The organism is Psychrobacter sp. PL15 (assembly GCF_035984995.1).
Classification (GTDB): domain Bacteria; phylum Pseudomonadota; class Gammaproteobacteria; order Pseudomonadales; family Moraxellaceae; genus Psychrobacter.
On the sequence record NZ_JAXCIB010000003.1, the window covers coordinates 258452 to 280271 of the forward strand.

The following is a 21820-nucleotide window of genomic DNA, read 5'->3' on the forward strand; positions in this document are numbered from 1 at the left end:
AAGCGTCTGACCTAGACCTTCTGCGACCACCATAAGCATTGCGCTTAGGTCGCTACCGGCTAACTTAATTCTTGGAGATACAGGGGTCGGCTTAAGACTCGCATTCAGATAGAGCGTTTGAGTGGGCGTATTATTATCAAAGCCCACCTTTTAACCTATCAGGCGGATCACCCGATGCCATCCGCTGGGCTACGACCTACGGTATGTTTCACTGGGGGCCTGTGGCTTGGGCCATCTATTTAGTACCCGCTGTCCCTATGGCTTACTTTTATTATGTGCGTCAGACGCCGGTACTCAAAGTTAGCCAAACCTTAATGCCATTATTGGGAGAAAAGCTTGCTGGCAGTAACTGGGCCAAAATGCTAGATGTGCTATTTATCTTTGGTATGGTCGGCGGCGGCGCCACGACGTTAGGGCTCGCTTCCCCGCTTATCAATGAGGGATTATATAACCTCTTTGGTTTACCTCGTAATATCACCATGCAGATTGTGGTCTTACTGATTACCACGATGATTTTTGCTTATAGTGCGTATCAGGGGCTAAAAGGAGGTATTCAAAAACTCTCAAATATCAACTTTTACTTGGCCATCGTATTCCTATTATTTATTTTAATTGTCGGCCCCACTGTATTTATTTTAAATACTGGTTTAGAGGCTCTTGGGCGTTCTATTACAGAAATGCCGCGTATGATGACTTATATTGAACCCTTTAAAGACTTCGAGAGCTTCGGCTTTGCACATACGACATTTCCTCAAGATTGGACGGTTTTTTATTGGGCTTGGTGGTTGGTATTTGCGCCAACTATCGGACTGTTTATTGCCAAAATATCTAGAGGACGTACTATTCGTAATATGGTTGTAGGCTCCATGTTCTATGGCTCGCTTGGCTGTGCAATGTTTATGATCATCTTAGGCAATTATGGTTTATACCTACAATTGACTGGCACTGTGGATGTGGTTGCTATATTAAACAATGAATCACCCACTGCAGCAATCTTTGCGATCTTAAATAGCCTACCGATGTCTTATTTAGTCGTTGCTGTATTTACCTTTTTAGCGCTCATCTTTACCGCAACCACATTTGACTCTATCTCTTACATCTTAGCCTCCGTTGTGCAAGTAGAAGTAGATGATGAGCCCCATCGTTGGAATCGGCTATTTTGGGCATTCACTTTGTGTTTATTGCCTGCCATTTTGATGTTCTTAGGGGATCTACAAACCTTACAGACCGCCTCAATTATCGCCGGTGCGCCTTTGATTATCATCTTATCTATGATGATGGTATCCGTAATTAAAGCGGCTCGCTATGATCTGTATTATCAACCTGATTATGGTCTAAAAACCATTCACATCGAAGAGTTACCTAATACTGCACCGTGGGAAGAAGGTAGGACTTCTGAATCACTAGAAGGGTCCGTATTACAACAAAACGAGGAATGGGAGCAAATGCGAGAAGATACTGAGAATGCAGAGAATGACAATGCTGAAAATGAGAAGTAATTAAGATTTTTTAGAGAGTTAATAGGCTGGGTTGCGTTTGCTAACTCAGCCTTTTTTTGTGTGAGTTTTAAATGAGTATAGTCAATGAAAAGTAATATCGACACACAACCTACTGCTGGCATAAGTTTTTCTTGCTTGCTGTACCTACGCAGACAGAGGCTGCAAAAAACTTATACCAGTAGTACCGTAGCGTTTTGAGGTATTTTGACTATAGTTCAGATATGCTGAATAATAATTGTTAAGCAACGACTAACAAGGGCGAGCGGCTTATCTACCTGATAAGGATTTGATATCACTAAAGGCTAGGTATATACGATTTAACCCTTCAATTAGCAGCGCTTTAGGACACGCTACGTTTAGGCGCATTCTAAGATGTCCTTCATCACCGTATTGAATACCCGCACTTAACTCAACTTTAGCGTCTCTAAGCTGGTCATAAAGGGTTTGATCGTCTTGACCATAGGCTGAGCAATCAAGCCATATTAAATACGACGCCTCTGGGCGCATTACTTTAACATTGGGAAGATGCTGCTCTAAAAAGCGACAGACCAATTCAATATTGGCTTCAATGTAAGTTAACACCTGCGCCAACCACTCACCGCCTTGCTCATAAGCACTAGCCATCACTTCATAAGCAAATAAGTTAAGATCATGCTCGTCACTTAAGCGCTGCTGCTGGCTAATTTTTTTAATCAATGCCTCATCTTTAGCAAAGATCATCGAGCTTTTAATGCCCGCTACATTGAAGGTTTTGGTCATTGAAGTAATACTCACCACTTTGTGCTCATAGCCTTTTGCTACGCGTAAAAAAGGCATAAACTTGTGACCGCTCAAGGTTAAATCTTGATGAATCTCATCACTCACAATCGCTACATCGTGCTTTTTACAAATCACAAGCAAGGCCTCAAGCTCATCTACCGTCCACACCCGTCCGCCCGGATTATGCGGATTACACAACAAATAAAGCTTCACCTCATGTTCGATAATCTTGGCTTCGATATCGGCCAAATCTAGCTGATAGCGTCCTTCAGCTTCTGTTAATGGCGAGAGGATAAGCCGTCGACCATTATCCCGAACCTTATTCATAAAAGGCATATAGATGGGATCGTTGACTAGTACTGCGTCACCCGCCTCAGTAAATATCCTCATCATCAGCGCCAAACTTGGTATCACGCCGTGGGAAAACAGGATGTGTTGTTTATCCAGTGCTAAACCATAACGACTGCCATGCCAGTTGATAATCGCTTGATATAAAGCTTCAGTGGGTTTGGTATAGCCCAATATGCCATGATGCACTACTCGTTCAATGGTTTTTAGGATAGGCTGTGCCGCTCTAAAATCCATATCCGCCACCCAAAGTGCAATAGTATCATCGGTATAATGCCATTTAAGCGACCCGGTATGATGTCTGTCGATTATTTCATCAAAGTTGTACAACACTGTATTCTCCAGAATCAGAAAAAATAATGGTTTAGGGTACAACATGAATAGCATCATCGCCAATCGCTTTATGGCGTTTGCATAGATGCGCGATGAGAGTAACGCTAGAAGATTGATGCTGTGAAATAATAGAAAGGAGATTTAACGGTTTGAATAGAGTTGAGTGTGTGAGTAGCCAATCCTGCCATCCGCTATTATCTGCCTAGTCAATAGACCTCTTGCGAAAGTACCAATCTATTGAGCTGTATTAACGAAGCTTCAACGCTTAGCGATGACTTATGCAAGAGGTCTAATGGCGTGCGGACTAAAGTAGCTGGTAGCGTTGCTGCTACCTCGACACCTCTCCCAGCCACAGTCCACATCGCCATTATCATTAGCAGGATAACCGCTACTGTCAGGGCTAAAACGCTTTTTAGGGTAGCTCTTATGAACCAAAGCGAAATTTAGCTAAGGGCCGTAGACACCATCTTACCAAAGTACAATCAAGCAGCAATTTTGGCTATTTGAGACTCATAAGGTGATTGATGTTTTAGCACCCCAAATGAGAAACGTTAAGAAACAGTCTAGTGGACTGTTTTAGTTTCGCAAGGCGTAGCACAAGCGGAGTGAATATCAACCAGTTTACACATAGCCGCATAGATAGCTTGCATCTTACACTTACCATTAGCTAGCAGTCGCTCATATTGAGCCTTAATATCAGGATTATGTCTCGTTGATACCACCGCTGCCATGTAAAGCTTTGCTCTAATAGCACTAGAGCCATTCTTAGCTAAGCGGGTTCTACCCTTAAGCGTACCTGATTGTACTTGCTTAGGGATCAGTCCTAAGAAGGCAGCAGCCTGAGACGCTTTAGTAAAGTCTTTATTGTGCATTAGGGACAGCATCTGTCTTGAGACGACAGGACCAACGCCGTTAATCGTTTGTAGCAGATCTTGGTCTTGCTTATTCTTGGACACGCAACATGGCATGCCTACCGTGCCCTTAATCCGTTGAACGAAGACCTTGATCCGCAGGGTGAAGAGCGCGCAAGCGATTAGGCGAGACCACTGCCGCCTCCTATTATGGCGGCGGTCATTATCTTAAACACTGGCCCGCATGCCTAGGGTCAGGACCCTAAGCTTGTCTGGTTACGGATACCGATTGGTTGACCAATTCCATGGATCCAAACGCGGCTAAGAACGCGACGCTGGACGCGTCGGATCCAACACCGATGCGGGCCATCGTGCCGGCATCTGCCATGCCGGTCGGATCAATGAGGTGCCAGCTCCCCCCGAGATAGACCTCGGCCACGGCATGAAAGTCTTGTGGCGTCACCTCGGGCGCATAAACGCTCGCGAACCTGGCCGGTATCGACGATGCGCGCGCTAGTGTCACGAGAACATGTGCGAAGTCGCGGCATACGCCCTGACGTTGAACAAAGCTGTCGAGCGCGGTGGTTTGTGCGTGGCTCGATCCAGGCACATAGCTAAACGCCGACTGGATCCAATCGCGCATCGCGGCAATCCGTGCGCCGCCAGTGAGATCGCCAAACTCGGCGTCCACGAAGGCTTGGAACTGGTCTGACGGGCAATAGCGAGACGGCATCAAATGCTTGATCGTCTCTCCAGGCAAAAGATGGGGAGGCACTTGGGGCAGTGCCGATATGTCCAAGGCAGGACGGTCAACGGCAATTTCTGCGATGTAAGTGCAGCTAAAATCCCCTTCGGCGCGGATCCAAATCCGCTCTCCTATGCCATCATCGGCGGCAACCCGTGAAAAATGCGCAACGTCTGATGTCCAAATCTCGGCCGAACGCACCCGCTGATCCGCAAGATCGGCGGCTTCGATCTGGAGCAAAAGGTCTATCGGCGCGGGGAGCCGATAATGGAGCTTGACGTTAAGTTTCAGGATCATGTTCGAACTCCCTAAGGGTGTTGATCTGGCGGGCTGACGATCGCGTGGGGCTTTCTGATCGGCGCGAGGCGACACCTAAGCCACGCAGGCCTATCGAAATCGGAATCTTTTGCAGAGCGCGTAGAGTGGGTTATCAAGTCATTGAGCTTAATAATATCTTTTGGATTATAATTCAAAAAAACTAACACCCTCTAAACTCAGCCGCCCTTCTCTCAACCATCGCCATTACGCCCTCTTTCGCATCTTCTGAATGAAATAAATGCGGTAGATAGCTATGAATATTAGCCAATGCCGCGCTTGCGCCATTACGACTGGCATCTTGCGCTGATGACAGTAACGCTTGCACACCAAGCGGTGCCGACTGGCAAATTTCTTTTGCGAGAGTAAGCGCGCGCTCATATTCTGTGCCGTTAGCGACAACTTCACTGACCAAGTTTAGCTTATCCGCAGTTTGTGCATCGAATGGTTTGCCCGTTAATAGATATGGCATGGCTTTTTGCCAGCCAGCCGCTTGTACGAAGCGTACGGTCGCCCCGCCAAATGGCATGATACCGCGCTGGACTTCCATTTGTGCAAAGTTGCAGTTGTCACTAGCGATGACCACATCGCTATTTAACATCAGCTCAATCCCAGCGGTAAAGCAGGTGCCTTGTACCGCGACCACGATAGGTTTGGTGCGTAATTTGCCACTAATACCCCACGGATCGATTTGACTATTATCAAATTCAAACGCGCCTTTGTCCCATTTATCCTGTAGCTCCATCAAGTCCAACCCAGCGGTAAAATGCTCACCATGCGCAAATATTAATGCACAGCGTAGATTGTCGTCATTGTCATAACGAGTCAGCGCCTCTGACAACTGCGCTATCATATGGCTGTCAAAGGCATTGCGTTTGTCCGCACGATTAAACCCAATCAGGCAAATATAATCTTGGATGTCATAAGTGATGCGGTTGTCTGTGCTGTTAGTACTTTCCGTAGTCATGATTTCGTCCTTATTGAAATTATAGCTGTTGTATAGTCAGTCGTTATAAGCTTACTTTTAATATAGACACCCATCTGCCATAACGCAAGCCACAAGGCGCTGATTCATAAAAGTCACCATCAGTAAAAGCGGGCATTAATATCAGTTGACCTCGTTTGTGATAAGTGAAACTATTATACAAATGACAGCATTACTCAGAGCACTTTATGGAATTTTGGCACGGTTTTTTACTTATCACCAGCGTCCATCTACTCGCTGCCGCCTCACCTGGTCCTGATTTTGTATTAGTCTCGCAGCAGACTTTAGCAAAAGGTCGACGCACGGGTTTGATCTGTAGCTTCGGTATTACCTTGGGTCTAGCTGTTCACATTATCTATTCGGTATTAGGACTAGCGACGGTAATCGCCCATTCGCAGCCATTATTGACCGCTATCAAATGGTTAGGCGGTAGTTATCTTATTTATTTGGGTTGGCAAGGTATTCAAGCCAAACCTAAAAAGCCATTAGACTCAGAAAATTCAGCAGACTCAACAAATTCGGTCGTTAACATTTCACAAGCCACGCCTACTGAGCAAGGTCAGCCACTTTCTAATGAAAATATGTCTTCAAAAAAACCTTTTGCTAAAGAGCCCTCTCCTAAAGAGCTTTCTACCAAAGAAGTGTCTATTAAAGAATCGTCTAGCAATACAGACTCTACAGTCGCCATTCTGCGCCGTGGCTTTTTTTGTAATGTGTTTAATCCGAAAGCGCCGGTATATTTTGTGGCGATATTTACTCTCGTATTATCACCAGATATACCCCTTTGGCAGCTGGCAATCTATGGCGTATGGATGATGGTCTTGCAGATGGCCTGGTTTAGCACGGTAGTGATGTTACTATCTATCCCTGCGATTCATCGCCGCTTTCAACGCTTTGAGCATTGGATAGACCGCGTATTGGGCACAGCGATGATAATATTGGGATTAAACCTAATTTTACGTAGCCGATAAGACATTAGTTAGCCACAAAATCTGCTAAACTGACTGATTATATCCACACATCGTAAGCCCGATACTATGACAAGTAAGCCCATGACCAGTAGACCCATCAACAGTAATCATAGAAACAGATCCCCAGCTTCAATTCAAAAACTAGGCAAGCTGCATCCGCGCAATCCGCACCAAGGTCGTTATGACTTTGCTGTATTGACTCGCGCATTGCCTGAGCTTGCCGACCATACCATTACCAATCCGAATGGCGAACCGACCATTAACTTCTCTGACCATCAGGCTGTACGTGTACTCAATCAGGCACTGTTGGCTCATTATTATGGTGTTAAGTTTTGGGACATTCCGGCAGGCTATCTGTGTCCACCAATTCCAGGACGTGCAGACTATATTCATTATATTGCTGATCTACTTGCGCAAACGACCCATATTAATGAAGACAATACCCCGCCTACAGGTAAGCAAATTCATGCTCTCGATATTGGTACTGGTGCCAGTGCCATATACCCTATTGTTGGTAGCCAAAGTTATGGCTGGCGCTTTACTGCCACTGATATTGACCCAGTATCTGTTAATACAGCAGCGCTTATTTGTGAGGCCAACCCCAAACTAAAAGGCGCGGTTAAAGTAAAACTACAGCCTGAGCCTAAGCGCATTTTTGCTAATATTATCGGTCGCCAGGATTACTTTGATGTAGTTATTTGCAACCCGCCATTTCACGCCTCTCTTGAAGAAGCTATGGAATCTAATAGCCGTAAGCAAAACAATCTACAAAAGCACCGTGCTAAAAATGACAAGGTGAATCAAAGCTCGTCTAAATCTGGCGACGCCGTGCAAAATTTAAATTTTGGTGGTCAGCATAAGGAATTGTGGAGTGAAGGTGGCGAAATCACCTTTTTGACTAAGTTCGCTAAAGAGAGTCAAAACTTCGCAGAGCATGTCGGTTGGTTTACCACTTTGGTATCAAAATCTGAAAACATTAAACCGTTACAGCTATTATTAAAACAACTTGATGTCGCACAAATGCGCATCATTGAGATGAGTCAGGGACAGAAAAATACCCGTATATTGGCATGGCGTTTTGATACTGACGAAGAATAGTAAATGTAGTTATTAATAATAAAAGTTTCACGTGAAACAAAAACACCGCTTTGGTTACCAAAGCGGTGTTTTTAATTATGGTGATAAAACTTGTGCTTAGTTGACTAAAGAACACCTCTTCCCTTCATTTAGAGTTCGCTGTCTTTAATACTTCCATTCGATGGTTGGAAATTGCCAATCGTAGCGAATAGCCAGCATGCGTAAGGTAAAAATCGTACCCATAGCTGAGATGTCAGCAACCCAATCGGTCACGCCCAAATTCTGCAGTGCAAAGTAGAGAACACCGCCCGTTAAAGCGGCGGAGATATAAATCTCTTGCTGAAGCACTAGCGGAATCTCGTTACAGATCATATCGCGAATGATGCCGCCAACCACAATAGTAATCACACCTAACAGTAATGCCACTGGCATATTTTCGCCCATGTTATCGGCAACCTTGACCCCGATTAAAGTAAATGCTGACAGACCGATAGTATCGGAAAGTTTGAGGAACTTATCGACTCGTCTTGAATTAGGGTGAAAAAATATTTGCATCAACAATGAAGATATTGTGATGACCGTAAGGTAGCTCATATCCTCCATCCAGAATAACGGATGACGATCTAAAATCACATCACGTACCGTGCCGCCACCAATAGCAGTGACTATAGATACCAGCAAGCAGCCAAATACATCAAAGTTTTTATGTTTGGCCAGTATTGTGCCCGAAATACTGCAAGCCACAATGCCGATCATATCAAACAAATATATCAAAGAGCGCGGATCAAAAGTAGTGATCAGCGCTACAGGGTCTAATGCGATAGCCAACATAGGCAAGTCTCACTAATGTCGTAATTATTATTAAACGATATGGGGAGTGTTAACTCTAAAAAACAGTCTCTGTCAGTGCCATGGTCGAATGTTCAACACAGCCTAGGCATGCTAACTATACATACATACATTCATTTATCTTTTCACTTATTATAATGGATTGTGTAACTGAGTTTCACGTGAAACAAAAATACCGCCTTGGATGCCAAAGCGGTATTTTTATGTTTTTGAGCAAGGACTGCCTTTTAAACCTAGATATCCCAGTTAGATATCTAAGTTAGACACTGTCAGTGCATTTTCTTCAATAAAGATGCGACGCGGTTCAACATGATCACCCATTAGACAGGTAAACATATGGTCGGCGGCGATAGCATCTTCGATTGTGACGCGTAACATCCGGCGATTCTCAGGATCCATAGTGGTATCCCAAAGCTGATCGGCGTTCATCTCACCCAGCCCTTTATAGCGCTGAACAGATAAACCGCGACGCGCCTCTAGCATCATTTGTTGCCACAGGTAATCAAAATCACGTACTGGAATGTCTTTACTAGTTCCTGACGTAGCTTCACGGCGGATAAAGGCACCTTCTTCTAACAAGGTATTCCACTCGCTTGATAGGCGCAATAGACGCGAATATTCACCCGAGTTGATAAAGCTGGCATCAAGCAGATAATGATGCGCCAACTGATGCACATAAACGGTTATGCGTGGCAACCACTGTGCTTTAGTCGATAGCATTTCGCTATTTTCTGCCACTTTAATTTCGTTTTCAGTACCGGTTTCAGTATTAATATCGGCATCAGTATTAAGTTCAGCTTCTACTGGTTGCGGCTTCATACCGAGCAGATCTGCAGTTACGGCATCCATTACCTTAGGTTGCGGCGCGTGGATATTAACTAATTTAATCTCGGGATTCAGCTCACTACCAAAGTGATTAAGCTGGACCTGTAGCGTGTCTTGCCATGCTTGCATCGCAGACAAATCATAAGTCATATCTGTTGTAAGCTTTGGCGTATGAGTTAAGGCATCTAACAAAACCGCTGGATAACGAATTTGCAAACGCGCTTTGATCAGCTGAGTTTGGTTATAGTCGTTCAGCAGATTCTCCAGTGCTTGACCCGTAATCGCCGGCGCCTCATCATTGATATGTAACTTAGTATTATCAATAGTTGACGATAACAAATAAGCTTTCAGTGCTTCATCGTCTTTTAGATATAGCTCTTGACGACCTTTTTTCACTTTATATAGTGGCGGCTGAGCAATATAAATATAACCACGCTCAATCAGTTCGGGCGTTTGACGGAAAAAGAAGGTTAATAGTAGGGTTCTAATGTGCGACCCATCAACGTCCGCATCGGTCATAATGATGATTTTATGATAGCGTACTTTATCAGGGTTATATTCGTCAGGACCAATACCGCAGCCTAATGCAGTGATTAGGTTACCAACTTCTGCAGAAGATAACATCTTGTCGAAGCGGGCGCGCTCAACGTTTAGAATCTTCCCTTTCAATGGTAAAATTGCTTGAGTCTTACGACTGCGACCTTGCTTGGCTGAACCACCAGCAGAGTCTCCTTCCACGATGTAAAGCTCTGATAATGCCGGATCTTTTTCTTGGCAATCTGCAAGCTTACCTGGCAGACCTGCGATATCTAAAGTGGTTTTGCGACGGGTCATTTCACGTGCTTTACGAGCCGCATCACGGGCACGAGCAGCATCAATAATCTTGGCCGCGATAGCTTTGCCTGCACTTGGATTTTCTTGTAGATAGTCATTAAATTTATTGTGCATTGCTGATTCAACAGCTGGTTTTACTTCACTTGATACTAGCTTGTCTTTAGTTTGGCTAGAGAACTTTGGATCAGGGACTTTAACCGAAACAATCGCTGTTAAACCTTCCCGCGCATCATCACCGGTGGCGACAACTTTTTCTTTTTTAAATAAGTTTTCGCGGTCCATATAAGTATTTAGACAACGCGTCAATGCTGAGCGAAAGCCGGATAAATGAGCGCCACCATCGCGCTGTGGAATGTTGTTGGTGAAGCACAGTACTTTTTCGTTATAAGTGTCCGTCCACTGTAATGCTACTTCGACACTGATACCCTCATCTTGGTTACTGATGAAGTGGAACACATCATTGACGCCATCTTTGCCAGCATTAATGTAGCTGACAAATTCAGACAAACCACCTTTATGCTCAAACTCATGACGTTTATCAATACGCTCATCAGTCAAGATAATACGTACACCTGAGTTTAAAAACGATAACTCACGTAAACGTTTGGCCAAAATATCATATTCAAAAACCGTACCCGTGAATACGTCTGTGCTGGGATAAAAACGGATTTGGGTACCTGTCTTGTCGGTAGCTTCCATTTGCTGGATGTCGCCATCTGGTACGCCATCAGTGTAGGTTTGCTGATAGTGATGCCCTTCACGCCAAATGTTCATTTCAAGCTTTTTAGACAGGGCATTGACTACAGAGACCCCCACACCATGCAAGCCGCCTGAGACTTTATAACTGTTGTCATCAAACTTACCACCAGCATGTAGTACGGTCATAATAACCTGCGCGGCTGATACACCTTCTTCTGGATGGATATCTACAGGCACGCCGCGACCATTATCACTGACACTCACCGACTCATCTTCATGGATAATGATGTCGATTCGGTCACAATGACCAGCAAGCGCCTCATCGATGGAGTTATCTACCACCTCAAAAACCATATGATGTAAACCAGTACCATCATCGGTGTCACCAATATACATCCCAGGACGCACGCGCACCGCTTCTAGCCCACGCAATACGCGAATATCTTTGGAGCTATAATCGGACGGGTTGCTTTCAGTAACAGCGTCGGGGGCGATGGTTTGAACAGTGGTATCTGACGTCATCTGTTCATTATCAGTAGGTAATGACTCACTCATGTACATTCCTTAATCAAGCCATAATCAGCTATTTATCACGATCACACCACTACGGTGCCTCATCATGACGTTATCTCAGACTTAACGTATTAATATTAAGCGCTTTAATTGAAAACCTTTAGTTAAAAGGATTTAGTTAGAATATTTCAATAAAAACCTATAGGCGGCATATAAAATATAGAAAACCTTGAATTATTAGTCTAACCACAGGCTTCATTTTGTTCTAAACATTATAGAAGACGAGGCTATTAAATAAAACCCAAACTTATCAACCACTTAGCGCTTTATACATACCAAATACGAAATTTATAAAGTTATGAGATAACTTGCTGAAAATAGGACAAAAACAAAGCCTCATTTTAGCATTTTTTTGCCTCTAAGTCACTGTTTACTGGCAGTTTTATACCCACTGCTACAGTAGGTTATGATTGCGGGAATCTATATAAAATAGCAGCCAATATAAAAGTGAATAACAGCAAATGAAGCAGATACGGAAAGAGACTAGGCTAGGATAAGCTTAGCTAAAAACAATGAAATTAAGAAATTAATGGCTTAAGGAATTAGGATAAAAACCCTAATAGATAGACAGTTATTAATAAGAAGACAGCACGCCTTGTTTCATGTGAAACATACTTGGGTTTGACCAGTATTTATTAATAAGAGGCAAAATATCAGCGGTCAGACTGGTTATGAAAACCTGACAAGGCAGCTGAGACAAGGTTGATAGCAAAATATCTAATGCCCTATCATCTAGCTCTGCGGTAATATCATCAAGTAAAACCACTGGGGTAGCATTTGTGTGATTAGAGTGTTGTGAGGTGTCAGCTGTTTCTGTATTGTTGAGTAGCTCGGTATTATTAAGAAGCAAAGGCAGTTGCGACAGACGCAGCGCAGTAATCAACAGCTTTTTTTCACCGCGAGACAGTATATTTGCCGCTTGTTCTTTTATTATAGGTAGCTTTGCGGCAATACCAGATGCCGGCTCTTCATCTATCACTTTATCTATCGTTTCGTCCACTACTGTAGAAGTTGCCGATAAACGGCTATTGTTAGAGCGCCAATGCACATGAAGATCAGCACGGTGGCTGCCTGTACGGGTATAACCCAGCTGTAAATCTTGCGTTAAGCGTTCTGTTAGCTGCACATCAAGAGCAATACTAGCATCATAGCCGGGGTTATAACTGAGGCTCAGTTGCTGGGCATAAGATGGCAATAGACGCTGAATACTGTCTTCAAAATAAGGCTGCCAGGCTTCGAATATCCGCGCACGATAATGATGAATCAAAGCAGCATGACTCGCTAGCCCTTGATCCCAGGCTTTTAGCTCAGCATGCTGGCTCTGTGATAGATGCTTGGTTTGTTTGAGTAAGCTATTGCGCTGTTTTAATAAACGCTGGTATGCCACCCATTGTGGATGAAAGCCCTGTTTCATGTGAAACACTAACCAATCTAATAGTTGGCGCCGACTGGCACTGCCCTGCTCTAGCATATCCATCGTCGATGGATCTATTAACAAGGTTGGCAATTGTTCCGTTAAAATACTTTGATTGTAAACGGTGGTTTGATTTAGCCGTAAAACTGTAGTGGCATCAGCTTGTTTTTGAATCGCCAATGTACCACCATCAGACAGTTTGGCGTGTACAGTTGCCGCATTTTGATGATGCTGGATATAACGTTTGGGCTGATGATGACGGAAACTTTTGCCGCGTGACAATAAAAATATAGCTTCCAGCAGTGAGGTTTTACCACTGCCGTTGGCGCCAATGATGACATTACATGCTGCCGTCTGTAGATTAACCTGACTAAGATTGCGCAGATGTGAGACTTGTAGACGTTCAATCATAATAATCAAAAAAGCCTGTTAGATATTGTCTATTGTTGCCTGCCTAAATGATGAAAAAACCAACTAGATACGCATCGGCATAATCACATACTGATGCAAGTCATCATTAAGCTGATTGACCAGTACCGAGGCATTTGATTGACTCATGTGCATCTGCAAGTCACCTTGAATAACACCAAGTACATCTTGTAGATAAGCGGCATTAAAGGACAGCTCCATCGGCTCACCTTCATACTTAGCTTGTATCATTTCAACTGCTTCGTCTTGTTCAGCATTGTTAGCGCGTACTTCTACCATGCCGTCGCTGGCGAAATTAAACACCACACCGCGAGACTTCTCATTACTCAAGATAGCGACACGACGCAGTACATCAGCCATTTTCTCTTGATTAAATAGCGCTAATTTATCAGTATTGCTAGGCATAACACGACGATAGTCAGGAAATTTACCATCAATAAGACGCGCGGTAAAGGTAACCATTAAATTTTGACTGACTTGTCCTGTGCTATCAACATCGCCAAACGGTAGGCTGACTTGCAAAAACTCACGACCGAAACTTAATGTCACCACGCTATCTTGGTCACTGAGCATTTTTCCTAACTCAGTGGTCAAACGTTCAAGCTCAATGACTGCTTTACGCGGTAAGATAGCCTGCATATTTAAATCTGCGCTAACGTCAATGACGCTGCGAGCCAATGCCAGTCTATGGCCATCAGTAGCCACAGTCGTTAGTTGCTGCTGCGAGACATCAAATAGCATACCAGTAAGATAATAGCGTACATCTTGAATCGCCATCGCAAACTGAGTCTTATGTATTAAGTCAGTCAGACGGCTACGGCTGATCGTAAGTGGCGTGATATTTTCAGGATTACCTAAGCTTGGATAATCTTCAGCCGGTAGTGTTCCCAGAGTAAATCGGCTCTTACCACTGGTGAGTAAACAGCGCTCATTTCCTTGGGTCGCAAGATTAACCTGTGCTTGGGCAGGTAATGACTTACAAATATCTTTTAGCTTCATCGCTGGTAAGGTAGTCATACCTGGTTCAGTACAGGCACCTGCCGGTAATTTGAGAGTTGAAGTCAGCTCTACCTCTAAATCAGAAGCCGTTAAGATCAGCTCAGATTCGGACAACTGCAGCTTAATATTGCCCAAGATAACCATATTGTGGCGTTTATCGGCAGCCTTGGCGATCAAATTTATGGCTTTTAGTAACGACTCTCGATTAATCGATAATTGCATGCTGGGTTACTCTTATTTGAATGGCTGTTATGTTGCTAGTTTTTCTTTGAATGTTATTTTTTTCAAACTCTTTTATTCTACTAGCGTTGATTTTCAGTGCCTTGAGACTATGTTAGCCATGCTGACTTACACCAATACAGATATATGAATATAGAGATATAAAGTGTACAGATATCGTATTTATTGAAAAAATAGTATTCATCAGTCATTTATAAACGGTTAATAGCTATTACTGACTGACTTGTAACGCAATGCTCAATAAATAAGCACCTTTTATTTTTAACCATTATAAACCATATCTACTGGCTAAAACACAATAGTAACGACATCCTCTATTAAGCTTGTAGCATCATCGCCAGCGACTTGTAATCCTTGTCAAATGCAGGATCTGCCGCCCGTAGTTCCGCTACTTTATCACAGCCATGCATCACCGTTGTGTGATCACGACCTCCAAAGAACTGGCCAATCTCAGGAAAGCTGTCGCCTGTAAGCTCGCGCGATAATGCCATAGCAATTTGGCGTGGGCGGGCGATACTACGCGTACGCTTACGACCCATTAAATCTTTTATCGTCACATCGTAATACTCTGCGACTACTTTACGGATATTGTCCATATTAACGGCTTGTACGCGCATAGCCACGATATCTTTTAGTGCGTACTGCACCATTTCAAGTGTAATCGGCGCCCCAGTTAAATTAGCATTGGCAAATACTTGATTCAATGCGCCCTCTAAACGTCTAACATTAGAGACCACATTTTGAGCAATAAATAACGCACAATCTTTGGGTAAGGTCATTCCATACCAGGCGGCCTTTTTCTGTAATATTTGCACGCGCGTATCAATCTCAGGCGGATCAACGGCGACTGTCAAACCCCAAGAAAATCGTGAGCGAAAACGTTCATCGAATTCAGTCATTTGTGAAGGATGACGGTCAGAAGCCAAAATAAGTTGTTTGTCACCACTAGTAAAATCAGCGAATAATGTTAGAAACTCATTACTACTTTTGGTTTTTCCAGCTAGCACATGAATATCATCAACAATTAATAAATCTACTTTTTTTATTTTCTTTTTAAAGTCTTCTATTTTATTATTTCTTAATGAATAAACCAGTTGGTTAATAAATTTTTCAGAAGTAAAGTAATAAAAACTTCTATTATTTTTTAAATAGCGATGTGCAACCGAATGCATTAAATGCGTTTTTCCCAAACCAGAAGGTCCGTATATGAACAAAGGGTTATGACGATTTTTTGATTGACGCTTACTTAGCTCATAACAAGCTTTATAGGCAAGATTATTAGATTTACCTGTAACAAAAGTTTCAAAGGTAAAGTCAGGATTGAGATAACTTAGCGATTTGGTATCAGCAGAGTCAACGAGCGCAGCGTGCTGCATAGCACCGTCATTATCTGCCTGCCTGCTACTGGTTTTTGTAACCTGAAGCGCTAGGGGAGGGGATGGGTTATTCTCCTCAAATAAAGAGCCTGACGTTTGAGGTTCACTATCTGCCGGCTCGTAATTGGGTTGTTCGCTGTTGTTAGCGTGATCAACACGGACGATGACTTCTTCAATGCTACCCTGACTGTGCTTAGTAACCAATTTCTGAATATCATGTAGGTGGTTCTTTTTGATGTAAGAAACAAAGTAATCATTGGGAGCCCGAATGATAAGCGTCTGTGCTTCTTGATGTGCTGACAAGGGTCTCAACCACATAGTAAATACGTTATCTTTAACGTGATAGCGCAAATCATCTAAGCATCTATCCCAAATTGTAGCAGTATCTATCATGAAAAATATTAGCCTCATAACTTAAAGTAATTCGACTCTCTAGGCGTTCGTTATTAAACACCTAGTAACGAGTATAAACTCTGCGAGCGGCACTAAAACTAGTGGCACAAAATGGTCGTTTGTGCGGGATGCTAATTTAACATAAACAGCCTGTGGATAACATCTAATTTTTTGTGGATAAAGCTGTGGATAGTTTTGTGGATAAGTCTTGATGTTGAGTTATCCATATTCCACCCACAGGTTGTCCACAGGTTTACCCATAGCCTAGTCTTTTGATATTAAAGAGGAAAAGTGACTTAACCACAGATATTATACCTCCCAATAACAACAATACTTATATATATTAATTAATAGTTATTATGGAATAGCGACATTTCTGTGGATAACTTTGTAAACTGTACTGAAAATTTGAGCTAGTTTTCACTTTCACAGTTGACAATAATTTATCAGTAACCCATTAATATTTGAATCAATTGCATTGCTTATTCACAACCATTAGTAAAAAATAACGAGCAAAGAGGATTAGTTGATTGACCCAGATATGATGGAATGATATAATCCTTCGTTATTACGGATTTAGTCCATTATTTTGATAGGTGAGTTATGAAACGTACATTCCAACCAAGCGTCATCAAACGCAAGCGTACTCACGGTTTCCGTGCTCGTATGGCAACTAAAAAAGGCCGTCAGGTCCTAGCACGTCGCCGCGCTAAAGGTCGTCATCGTCTTACCGTATAGTCCAATCAATCGGTAACATACGACCTTCATGGCTCATGATGCGCGTTGTGCGTCTATTATTTATAGACCATATTTAATTATCAATATTGACCACAACCTTCACATAGCTATATATTAAAAGCGCCCACATCGGCGCTTTTTTTGTCGCTACATTTCGTCATGCTTATTTCGATACTGCTATTAGCTCTCATTTTAGGTTGTACTATGCCCGACATCATCCCAGCTACACCCACTGCCTGTTTCACCAAAGAGCAGCGCCTGCTGACACCAGCTGCCTTTCGTGAGGTGTTTGATGCACCTGAGCGTAAACTACATCAAAGTCATCTGATGGCTTTTGTGAGCTCTAATATCCACGCTCAGCCGCGTATAGGTATGGCAATTACCAAACGTAAGGTACCTACTGCTGTCATCCGTAATTTAATTAAGAGAAAAATAAGAGAGCAGTTTCGTAGGCAAGCCTATAGTTTAGAAAACAAGGATATTGTTTTCATTGTTAAAAAGTCTTTAAAAGATATTGATAAAAAAGAATTAGAGAATCAAATAAATAATATATTTAAAAAAATAGAAAAAAAGTAAAATGAATAATTTAATAAAAAATATAAATATTTTTTTCTATAAATTATTTTCTAGCCTTATATTTATTTATCAAAAAATAATTAGTCCTATAACACCTGCTCGTTGTCGGTACTACCCAACATGCTCAAACTACGGTAAACAGGCGTTAGCATGGCATGGTGTTTGGGCAGGTAGCTGGTTACTATTAAAACGTATTGGTCGCTGTCAGCCTTGGGGTGGACATGGCATTGATTTTGTACCGCTACCTTTAGCGTCTTATATTTATCATTATTTACCTATCACTGTCACTGTCACTGTCTCTGGTTCTAATGCGAATACATCTACTGTTGCAACAGATAGAGATAATCACGTTTATCGTGATAACGTTAGCTATGGCGCTCGTTTAAATCACCTTCTGAAACCGTAATAATTTCAACACTTTATAAGTGCTTTGAGTCACCTACCAGCTTATCTATACTGTTGGTATCATTTAAGGTGGTTTTTTAGTAAAATGATGAGCATTTTATGCCAATGACAACTGGCGTCGTGGCTCTACACAAAAGCTGCGGCTAAATCTTGGTCATGGCACACGCCCAAATTTTTCACTCTAGGATAGGTTTATGCAAAAGATATTTCGGGTGATGATCATCATTGCGATGTTGATCACCGCTTATCTGCTGATTTTGGCATGGCGAGATGATAATGCTGATGCGCCCGCTGTAGATGCAGAGCCAATAACTGCAACCTCAGTAGGTGCTGATATTCCATCTACCACTGGTGCAGCAGGTGACATCCCGGTACAGACGTTACCTACTGATGTTAGTGTGGCGGCAACCGTGCCGACTGCATCGACTAAAGATGCTGGTCTCATCACGGTAACGACTAACCGCTATGATATCAAAATCAGTCCAGAAGGCGGCGATATCGTCTATGCTGCCCTCAAGCAGTATGATGCGACGCTCGATGGTGAAAAGCCTTTTGTATTGCTAGAGAATGATAGCAATCGTGTTTATGTGGCTCAGTCTGGTCTTATTGGTAAAGATGGTATTGATACTGCGGCAGGTCGTGCTACTTACAGTCATACAACCAACAGTTATGTCATGAAAGAGGGACAACAAACGTTATCAGTACCGCTCACGTACAAAAAAGATGGCGTTACGATTACCAAGACTTTTACCTTTACCCATGATGAATACCCTATTGATGTTAGCTACCAGATTCAGAACGCGTCTACGCAGCCATGGCAAGGACAGTTATTTGCGCAACTAAAGCGTGATGATAGTAAAGATCCTGGTATGTCTGATAAAGGCGCGCTGAGCATGGCGACCTATTTAGGTGGCGCTTGGGGTACACCTGATGACCCTTACAACAAGCTGAAGTTTGATGACTTTAGTGATGGTGAATTGACTACGACCAGTGATAAAGGTTGGGTTGGTATCGTGCAGCATTATTTTGTATCAGCATGGACGCCTAACAACTTCACCGGTCAATTCTTCAGTCGTGAAACTGGCGATGAATACTTTATAGGTTTTAATAGCCAGCCTATTAATGTCGCAATGAATAAGCAAGCAACGTTAAGTGCAACGCTATACGCAGGGCCAAAAGTACAGTCTGAGCTTAAAGATGTTGCTGTTGGTCTGAATCAGACGGTCGATTATGGTCTGTTATGGCCAATCTCAAAAATATTATTTGCGATACTTGATGGTATTCATAACATCCTTGGTAACTGGGGTTGGTCAATCATTGGTTTGACGGTTTTAGTTAAGTTTGCCTTGATGTGGTTCTCTAACAAGAGCTATTACTCAATGGCGAAGATGCGTGCTATTGCACCGCGTCTAGCAGCGCTTAAAGAAGAGCACGGCAGCGACCGGATGAAAATGTCGCAAGAGATGATGGGAATTTATAAGGAAGAAAAGGTCAATCCAATGGCCGGTTGTCTGCCTATATTAATGCAGATGCCTATCTTCTTAGCCTTGTATTGGGTGCTGGTCGAGAGTGTTGAGCTACGTCATGCCCCTTGGATCTTATGGATTCAGGATCTATCAGCGATGGATCCATGGTTTATTTTACCACTGCTGATGGGTGCTTCTATGTTTGTACAGCAGCAGCTTAACCCGCAGCCAACTGATCCCATGCAAGCGAAAGTAATGAAGTTTTTACCAATTATCTTTACTGCTTTCATGCTGTTCTTCCCTGCAGGTCTAGTATTGTACTGGACAGTTAACAACTTATTTAGTATGACGCATCAATATATCGTCAATAAAAAAGTTCAAGAAGAGCAAAAACTGCGTACTGTTAAAGTGCTTGATTAATGAGTTGGTCCATAACTAGTTAGGTTAATAACTAAAAAACCATCGCTCTAGCGGTGGTTTTTTTATGCAATATTTCATCGTTCTGTGCTGAGCAAAACTAAATAAAAAACACCAAACACTGTTATATAAAGTTTGCTTTGTCAGTCTAGGCCGAGCCGTCTATAATGGGGTTTTTAGCTATTGAGAGTAAGTGTGGATACTGACGCAACCTTGTCACCGCCAACTGATCTACCAGATCCGTCTACTGTATCTGGATTGGCCACGATTGCCGCCATTGCTACCCCTCTTGGACGAGGCGGAGTAGGAGTTATCCGTTTGTCAGGAGCTAAGGCGTATGCTATCGCTTGTCAACTGACCGGTAAGTCTGCTTTTACCCCAAGATTAGCAAGCTTTTGCCGTTTTTACCAAGCGGATGGTACGACTATTGATGAAGGGCTAGTGCTGTATTTTAAAGCACCCCATTCCTTCACGGGTGAAGACGTGATTGAGCTGCAAGGTCATGGCGGTATGATATTACAGAGCCAGCTGTTAGCGCGGACCTTTGAATTGGGTGCGAAGCAAGCTGGTGCTGGTGAATTTTCTTATCGTGCTTTTGATAATGACAAACTAGATTTGGTACAGGCAGAAGCTATTGCTGATGCCATCGATGCGACCAGTGCTGCTGCTGCCAGTAGTGCGATTCGATCATTGAGTGGCGAGTTTTCACAAAAAATTAACCAGCTACTAGAACAACTTATTCACTTGCGTTTACATGTCGAAGCAGCCATTGATTTTCCTGATGAAGAAGACGTTGATTTCTTATCTGATGGGGTGATTCAGAATAAGCTTGAGCAAACCCAAGCACAGATCCAGCAAGTATTGGAAACCGCCAAACAAGGTCAGTTATTACGTGATGGTATTCACGTGGTATTAGCAGGTAGGCCAAATGCGGGTAAATCTAGCTTGCTTAATCGTCTGGCAGGTCAAGAGCGCGCTATCGTCACCGAAGTGGCGGGTACTACTCGTGATACCTTACAAGAAACGGTCGTACTGAATGGTTTAACGCTACATTTGACTGATACTGCAGGCTTGCGTGATACCGAAGATACGGTAGAACGCATCGGCATTGCACGTGCACGCACTGCTATCAAACAGGCAGATATATTATTAATGGTTTATGACGTTACGCGTGATATCGAGGATAATGGCACACCGCTACAATTAGCAGAGCAGTTGTTCGGCGAGTTACCAGATGCTGAGCGCCTACTCATTATTGCCAATAAAAGCGATTTATTAAGTGATTCTTTAAGCACTAAGGTAAACGATAACGTCACTGCTATTTCTCAAGCCCAAATCAATAATCGAGGTTATGAACAGGTGCACGTTTCATGTGAAACAGGTGCCGGTATCGAAGAGTTAGTTGAAGTCTTATGTGCCAAAGTAGGGTTTCATCCCCCCGAAAATAGCCTAATTGCCCGTACTCGCCACTTAGATGCCTTAAGACGAACGGCCAATCACCTAATAGAAGCCCACGAACAGTTGACGGTGTTCAGCGCCGGTGAGTTGGTCGCCGAAAGCTTACGTCAAGCACAGATTAGCTTAGGCGAAATCACTGGAGAGTTTAGTGCTGATGACTTATTAGGCAAAATTTTTGGCAGTTTTTGTATTGGCAAATGATGCACTAAGTCTATTAATGCGTCGTTTAAAATAAAGTCTCTAAGG

Annotated in this window: 16 protein-coding genes and 1 pseudogene; 8 read left to right on the plus strand and 9 right to left on the minus strand. The window is 43.0% G+C overall.

Going from position 1 to position 21820, the window contains the following annotated elements; all coding sequences use genetic code 11:
- Positions 1-128: 128 nt before the first annotated feature.
- A pseudogene (locus RCH20_RS04135) lies at positions 129-1499 on the plus strand (BCCT family transporter); the annotation flags it as partial.
- 267 nt (positions 1500-1766) lie between these two features.
- Here RCH20_RS04135 and RCH20_RS04140 read toward each other — a convergent pair.
- The 4 genes from RCH20_RS04140 to RCH20_RS04155 all read right to left on the minus strand — a co-directional run bounded on the left by RCH20_RS04140 (position 1767) and on the right by RCH20_RS04155 (position 5817).
- Positions 1767-2984, minus strand: a complete 1218-nt coding sequence (locus RCH20_RS04140; RefSeq protein WP_327192694.1) for a MalY/PatB family protein — start codon at positions 2982-2984, stop codon at positions 1767-1769.
- Between the two features lie 518 nt (positions 2985-3502).
- Complete coding sequence (locus RCH20_RS04145) at positions 3503-3895, minus strand: IS110 family transposase (RefSeq protein ID WP_327192695.1); 393 nt, start codon at positions 3893-3895, stop codon at positions 3503-3505.
- Positions 3896-4052: 157 nt separating this feature from the next.
- Positions 4053-4832 (minus strand): transglutaminase-like domain-containing protein, encoded by a 780-nt coding sequence (locus RCH20_RS04150; protein ID WP_327192696.1) that lies wholly within the window; start codon positions 4830-4832, stop codon positions 4053-4055.
- A gap of 181 nt (positions 4833-5013) precedes the next feature.
- Positions 5014-5817 carry a crotonase/enoyl-CoA hydratase family protein gene (locus RCH20_RS04155; RefSeq protein WP_327192697.1) on the minus strand — a complete coding sequence of 268 codons (804 nt, stop codon included), beginning with the start codon at positions 5815-5817 and terminating at the stop codon, positions 5014-5016.
- 206 nt (positions 5818-6023) lie between these two features.
- Between RCH20_RS04155 and RCH20_RS04160 the strand changes: the two genes are divergently transcribed.
- Positions 6024-6806, plus strand: coding sequence for a LysE family translocator (locus tag RCH20_RS04160; RefSeq protein ID WP_327192698.1), 783 nt, complete (start codon positions 6024-6026; stop codon positions 6804-6806).
- A 66-nt stretch (positions 6807-6872) separates the two neighbouring features.
- A complete protein-coding gene (rlmF, locus tag RCH20_RS04165) occupies positions 6873-7904 on the plus strand; it encodes a 23S rRNA (adenine(1618)-N(6))-methyltransferase RlmF (protein ID WP_327192699.1) in 1032 nt (343 codons plus the stop codon).
- Between the two features lie 144 nt (positions 7905-8048).
- Here rlmF and RCH20_RS04170 read toward each other — a convergent pair whose 3' ends face one another.
- The 5 genes from RCH20_RS04170 to dnaA all read right to left on the minus strand — a co-directional run bounded on the left by RCH20_RS04170 (position 8049) and on the right by dnaA (position 16514).
- The gene (locus RCH20_RS04170; protein ID WP_209956075.1) at positions 8049-8714 is read right to left on the minus strand and encodes a trimeric intracellular cation channel family protein; all 666 of its coding nucleotides are present in this window, start codon (positions 8712-8714) and stop codon (positions 8049-8051) included.
- Positions 8715-8978: 264 nt separating this feature from the next.
- Positions 8979-11645 (minus strand): DNA topoisomerase (ATP-hydrolyzing) subunit B, encoded by a 2667-nt coding sequence (gene gyrB, locus RCH20_RS04175; RefSeq protein ID WP_327192700.1) that lies wholly within the window; start codon positions 11643-11645, stop codon positions 8979-8981.
- A gap of 592 nt (positions 11646-12237) precedes the next feature.
- Positions 12238-13488: a DNA replication/repair protein RecF gene (recF, locus tag RCH20_RS04180; protein ID WP_327192701.1), complete on the minus strand. Its 1251-nt coding sequence runs from the start codon at positions 13486-13488 to the stop codon at positions 12238-12240.
- A 63-nt stretch (positions 13489-13551) separates the two neighbouring features.
- Positions 13552-14727 (minus strand): DNA polymerase III subunit beta, encoded by a 1176-nt coding sequence (gene dnaN, locus RCH20_RS04185; RefSeq protein ID WP_327192702.1) that lies wholly within the window; start codon positions 14725-14727, stop codon positions 13552-13554.
- Between the two features lie 335 nt (positions 14728-15062).
- Complete coding sequence (gene dnaA, locus RCH20_RS04190) at positions 15063-16514, minus strand: chromosomal replication initiator protein DnaA (RefSeq protein ID WP_209956081.1); 1452 nt, start codon at positions 16512-16514, stop codon at positions 15063-15065.
- Positions 16515-17117: 603 nt separating this feature from the next.
- On the opposite strand from dnaA, the gene rpmH reads away from it, so the two are divergent.
- The 5 genes from rpmH (at position 17118) to mnmE (ending at position 21775) form a co-directional block, all read left to right on the plus strand.
- Positions 17118-17252, plus strand: coding sequence for a 50S ribosomal protein L34 (gene rpmH, locus RCH20_RS04195; protein WP_007394757.1), 135 nt, complete (start codon positions 17118-17120; stop codon positions 17250-17252).
- Between the two features lie 204 nt (positions 17253-17456).
- The gene (gene rnpA / locus RCH20_RS04200) at positions 17457-17828 is read left to right on the plus strand and encodes a ribonuclease P protein component (protein ID WP_209956082.1); all 372 of its coding nucleotides are present in this window, start codon (positions 17457-17459) and stop codon (positions 17826-17828) included.
- A 1-nt stretch (position 17829) separates the two neighbouring features.
- A complete protein-coding gene (gene yidD, locus RCH20_RS04205; RefSeq protein WP_327192703.1) occupies positions 17830-18234 on the plus strand; it encodes a membrane protein insertion efficiency factor YidD in 405 nt (134 codons plus the stop codon).
- Between the two features lie 193 nt (positions 18235-18427).
- Positions 18428-20119, plus strand: a complete 1692-nt coding sequence (gene yidC / locus RCH20_RS04210; RefSeq protein ID WP_327192704.1) for a membrane protein insertase YidC — start codon at positions 18428-18430, stop codon at positions 20117-20119.
- A 210-nt stretch (positions 20120-20329) separates the two neighbouring features.
- Positions 20330-21775 carry a tRNA uridine-5-carboxymethylaminomethyl(34) synthesis GTPase MnmE gene (gene mnmE, locus RCH20_RS04215; protein WP_327192763.1) on the plus strand — a complete coding sequence of 482 codons (1446 nt, stop codon included), beginning with the start codon at positions 20330-20332 and terminating at the stop codon, positions 21773-21775.
- The last annotated feature ends 45 nt before the right edge of the window (positions 21776-21820 follow it).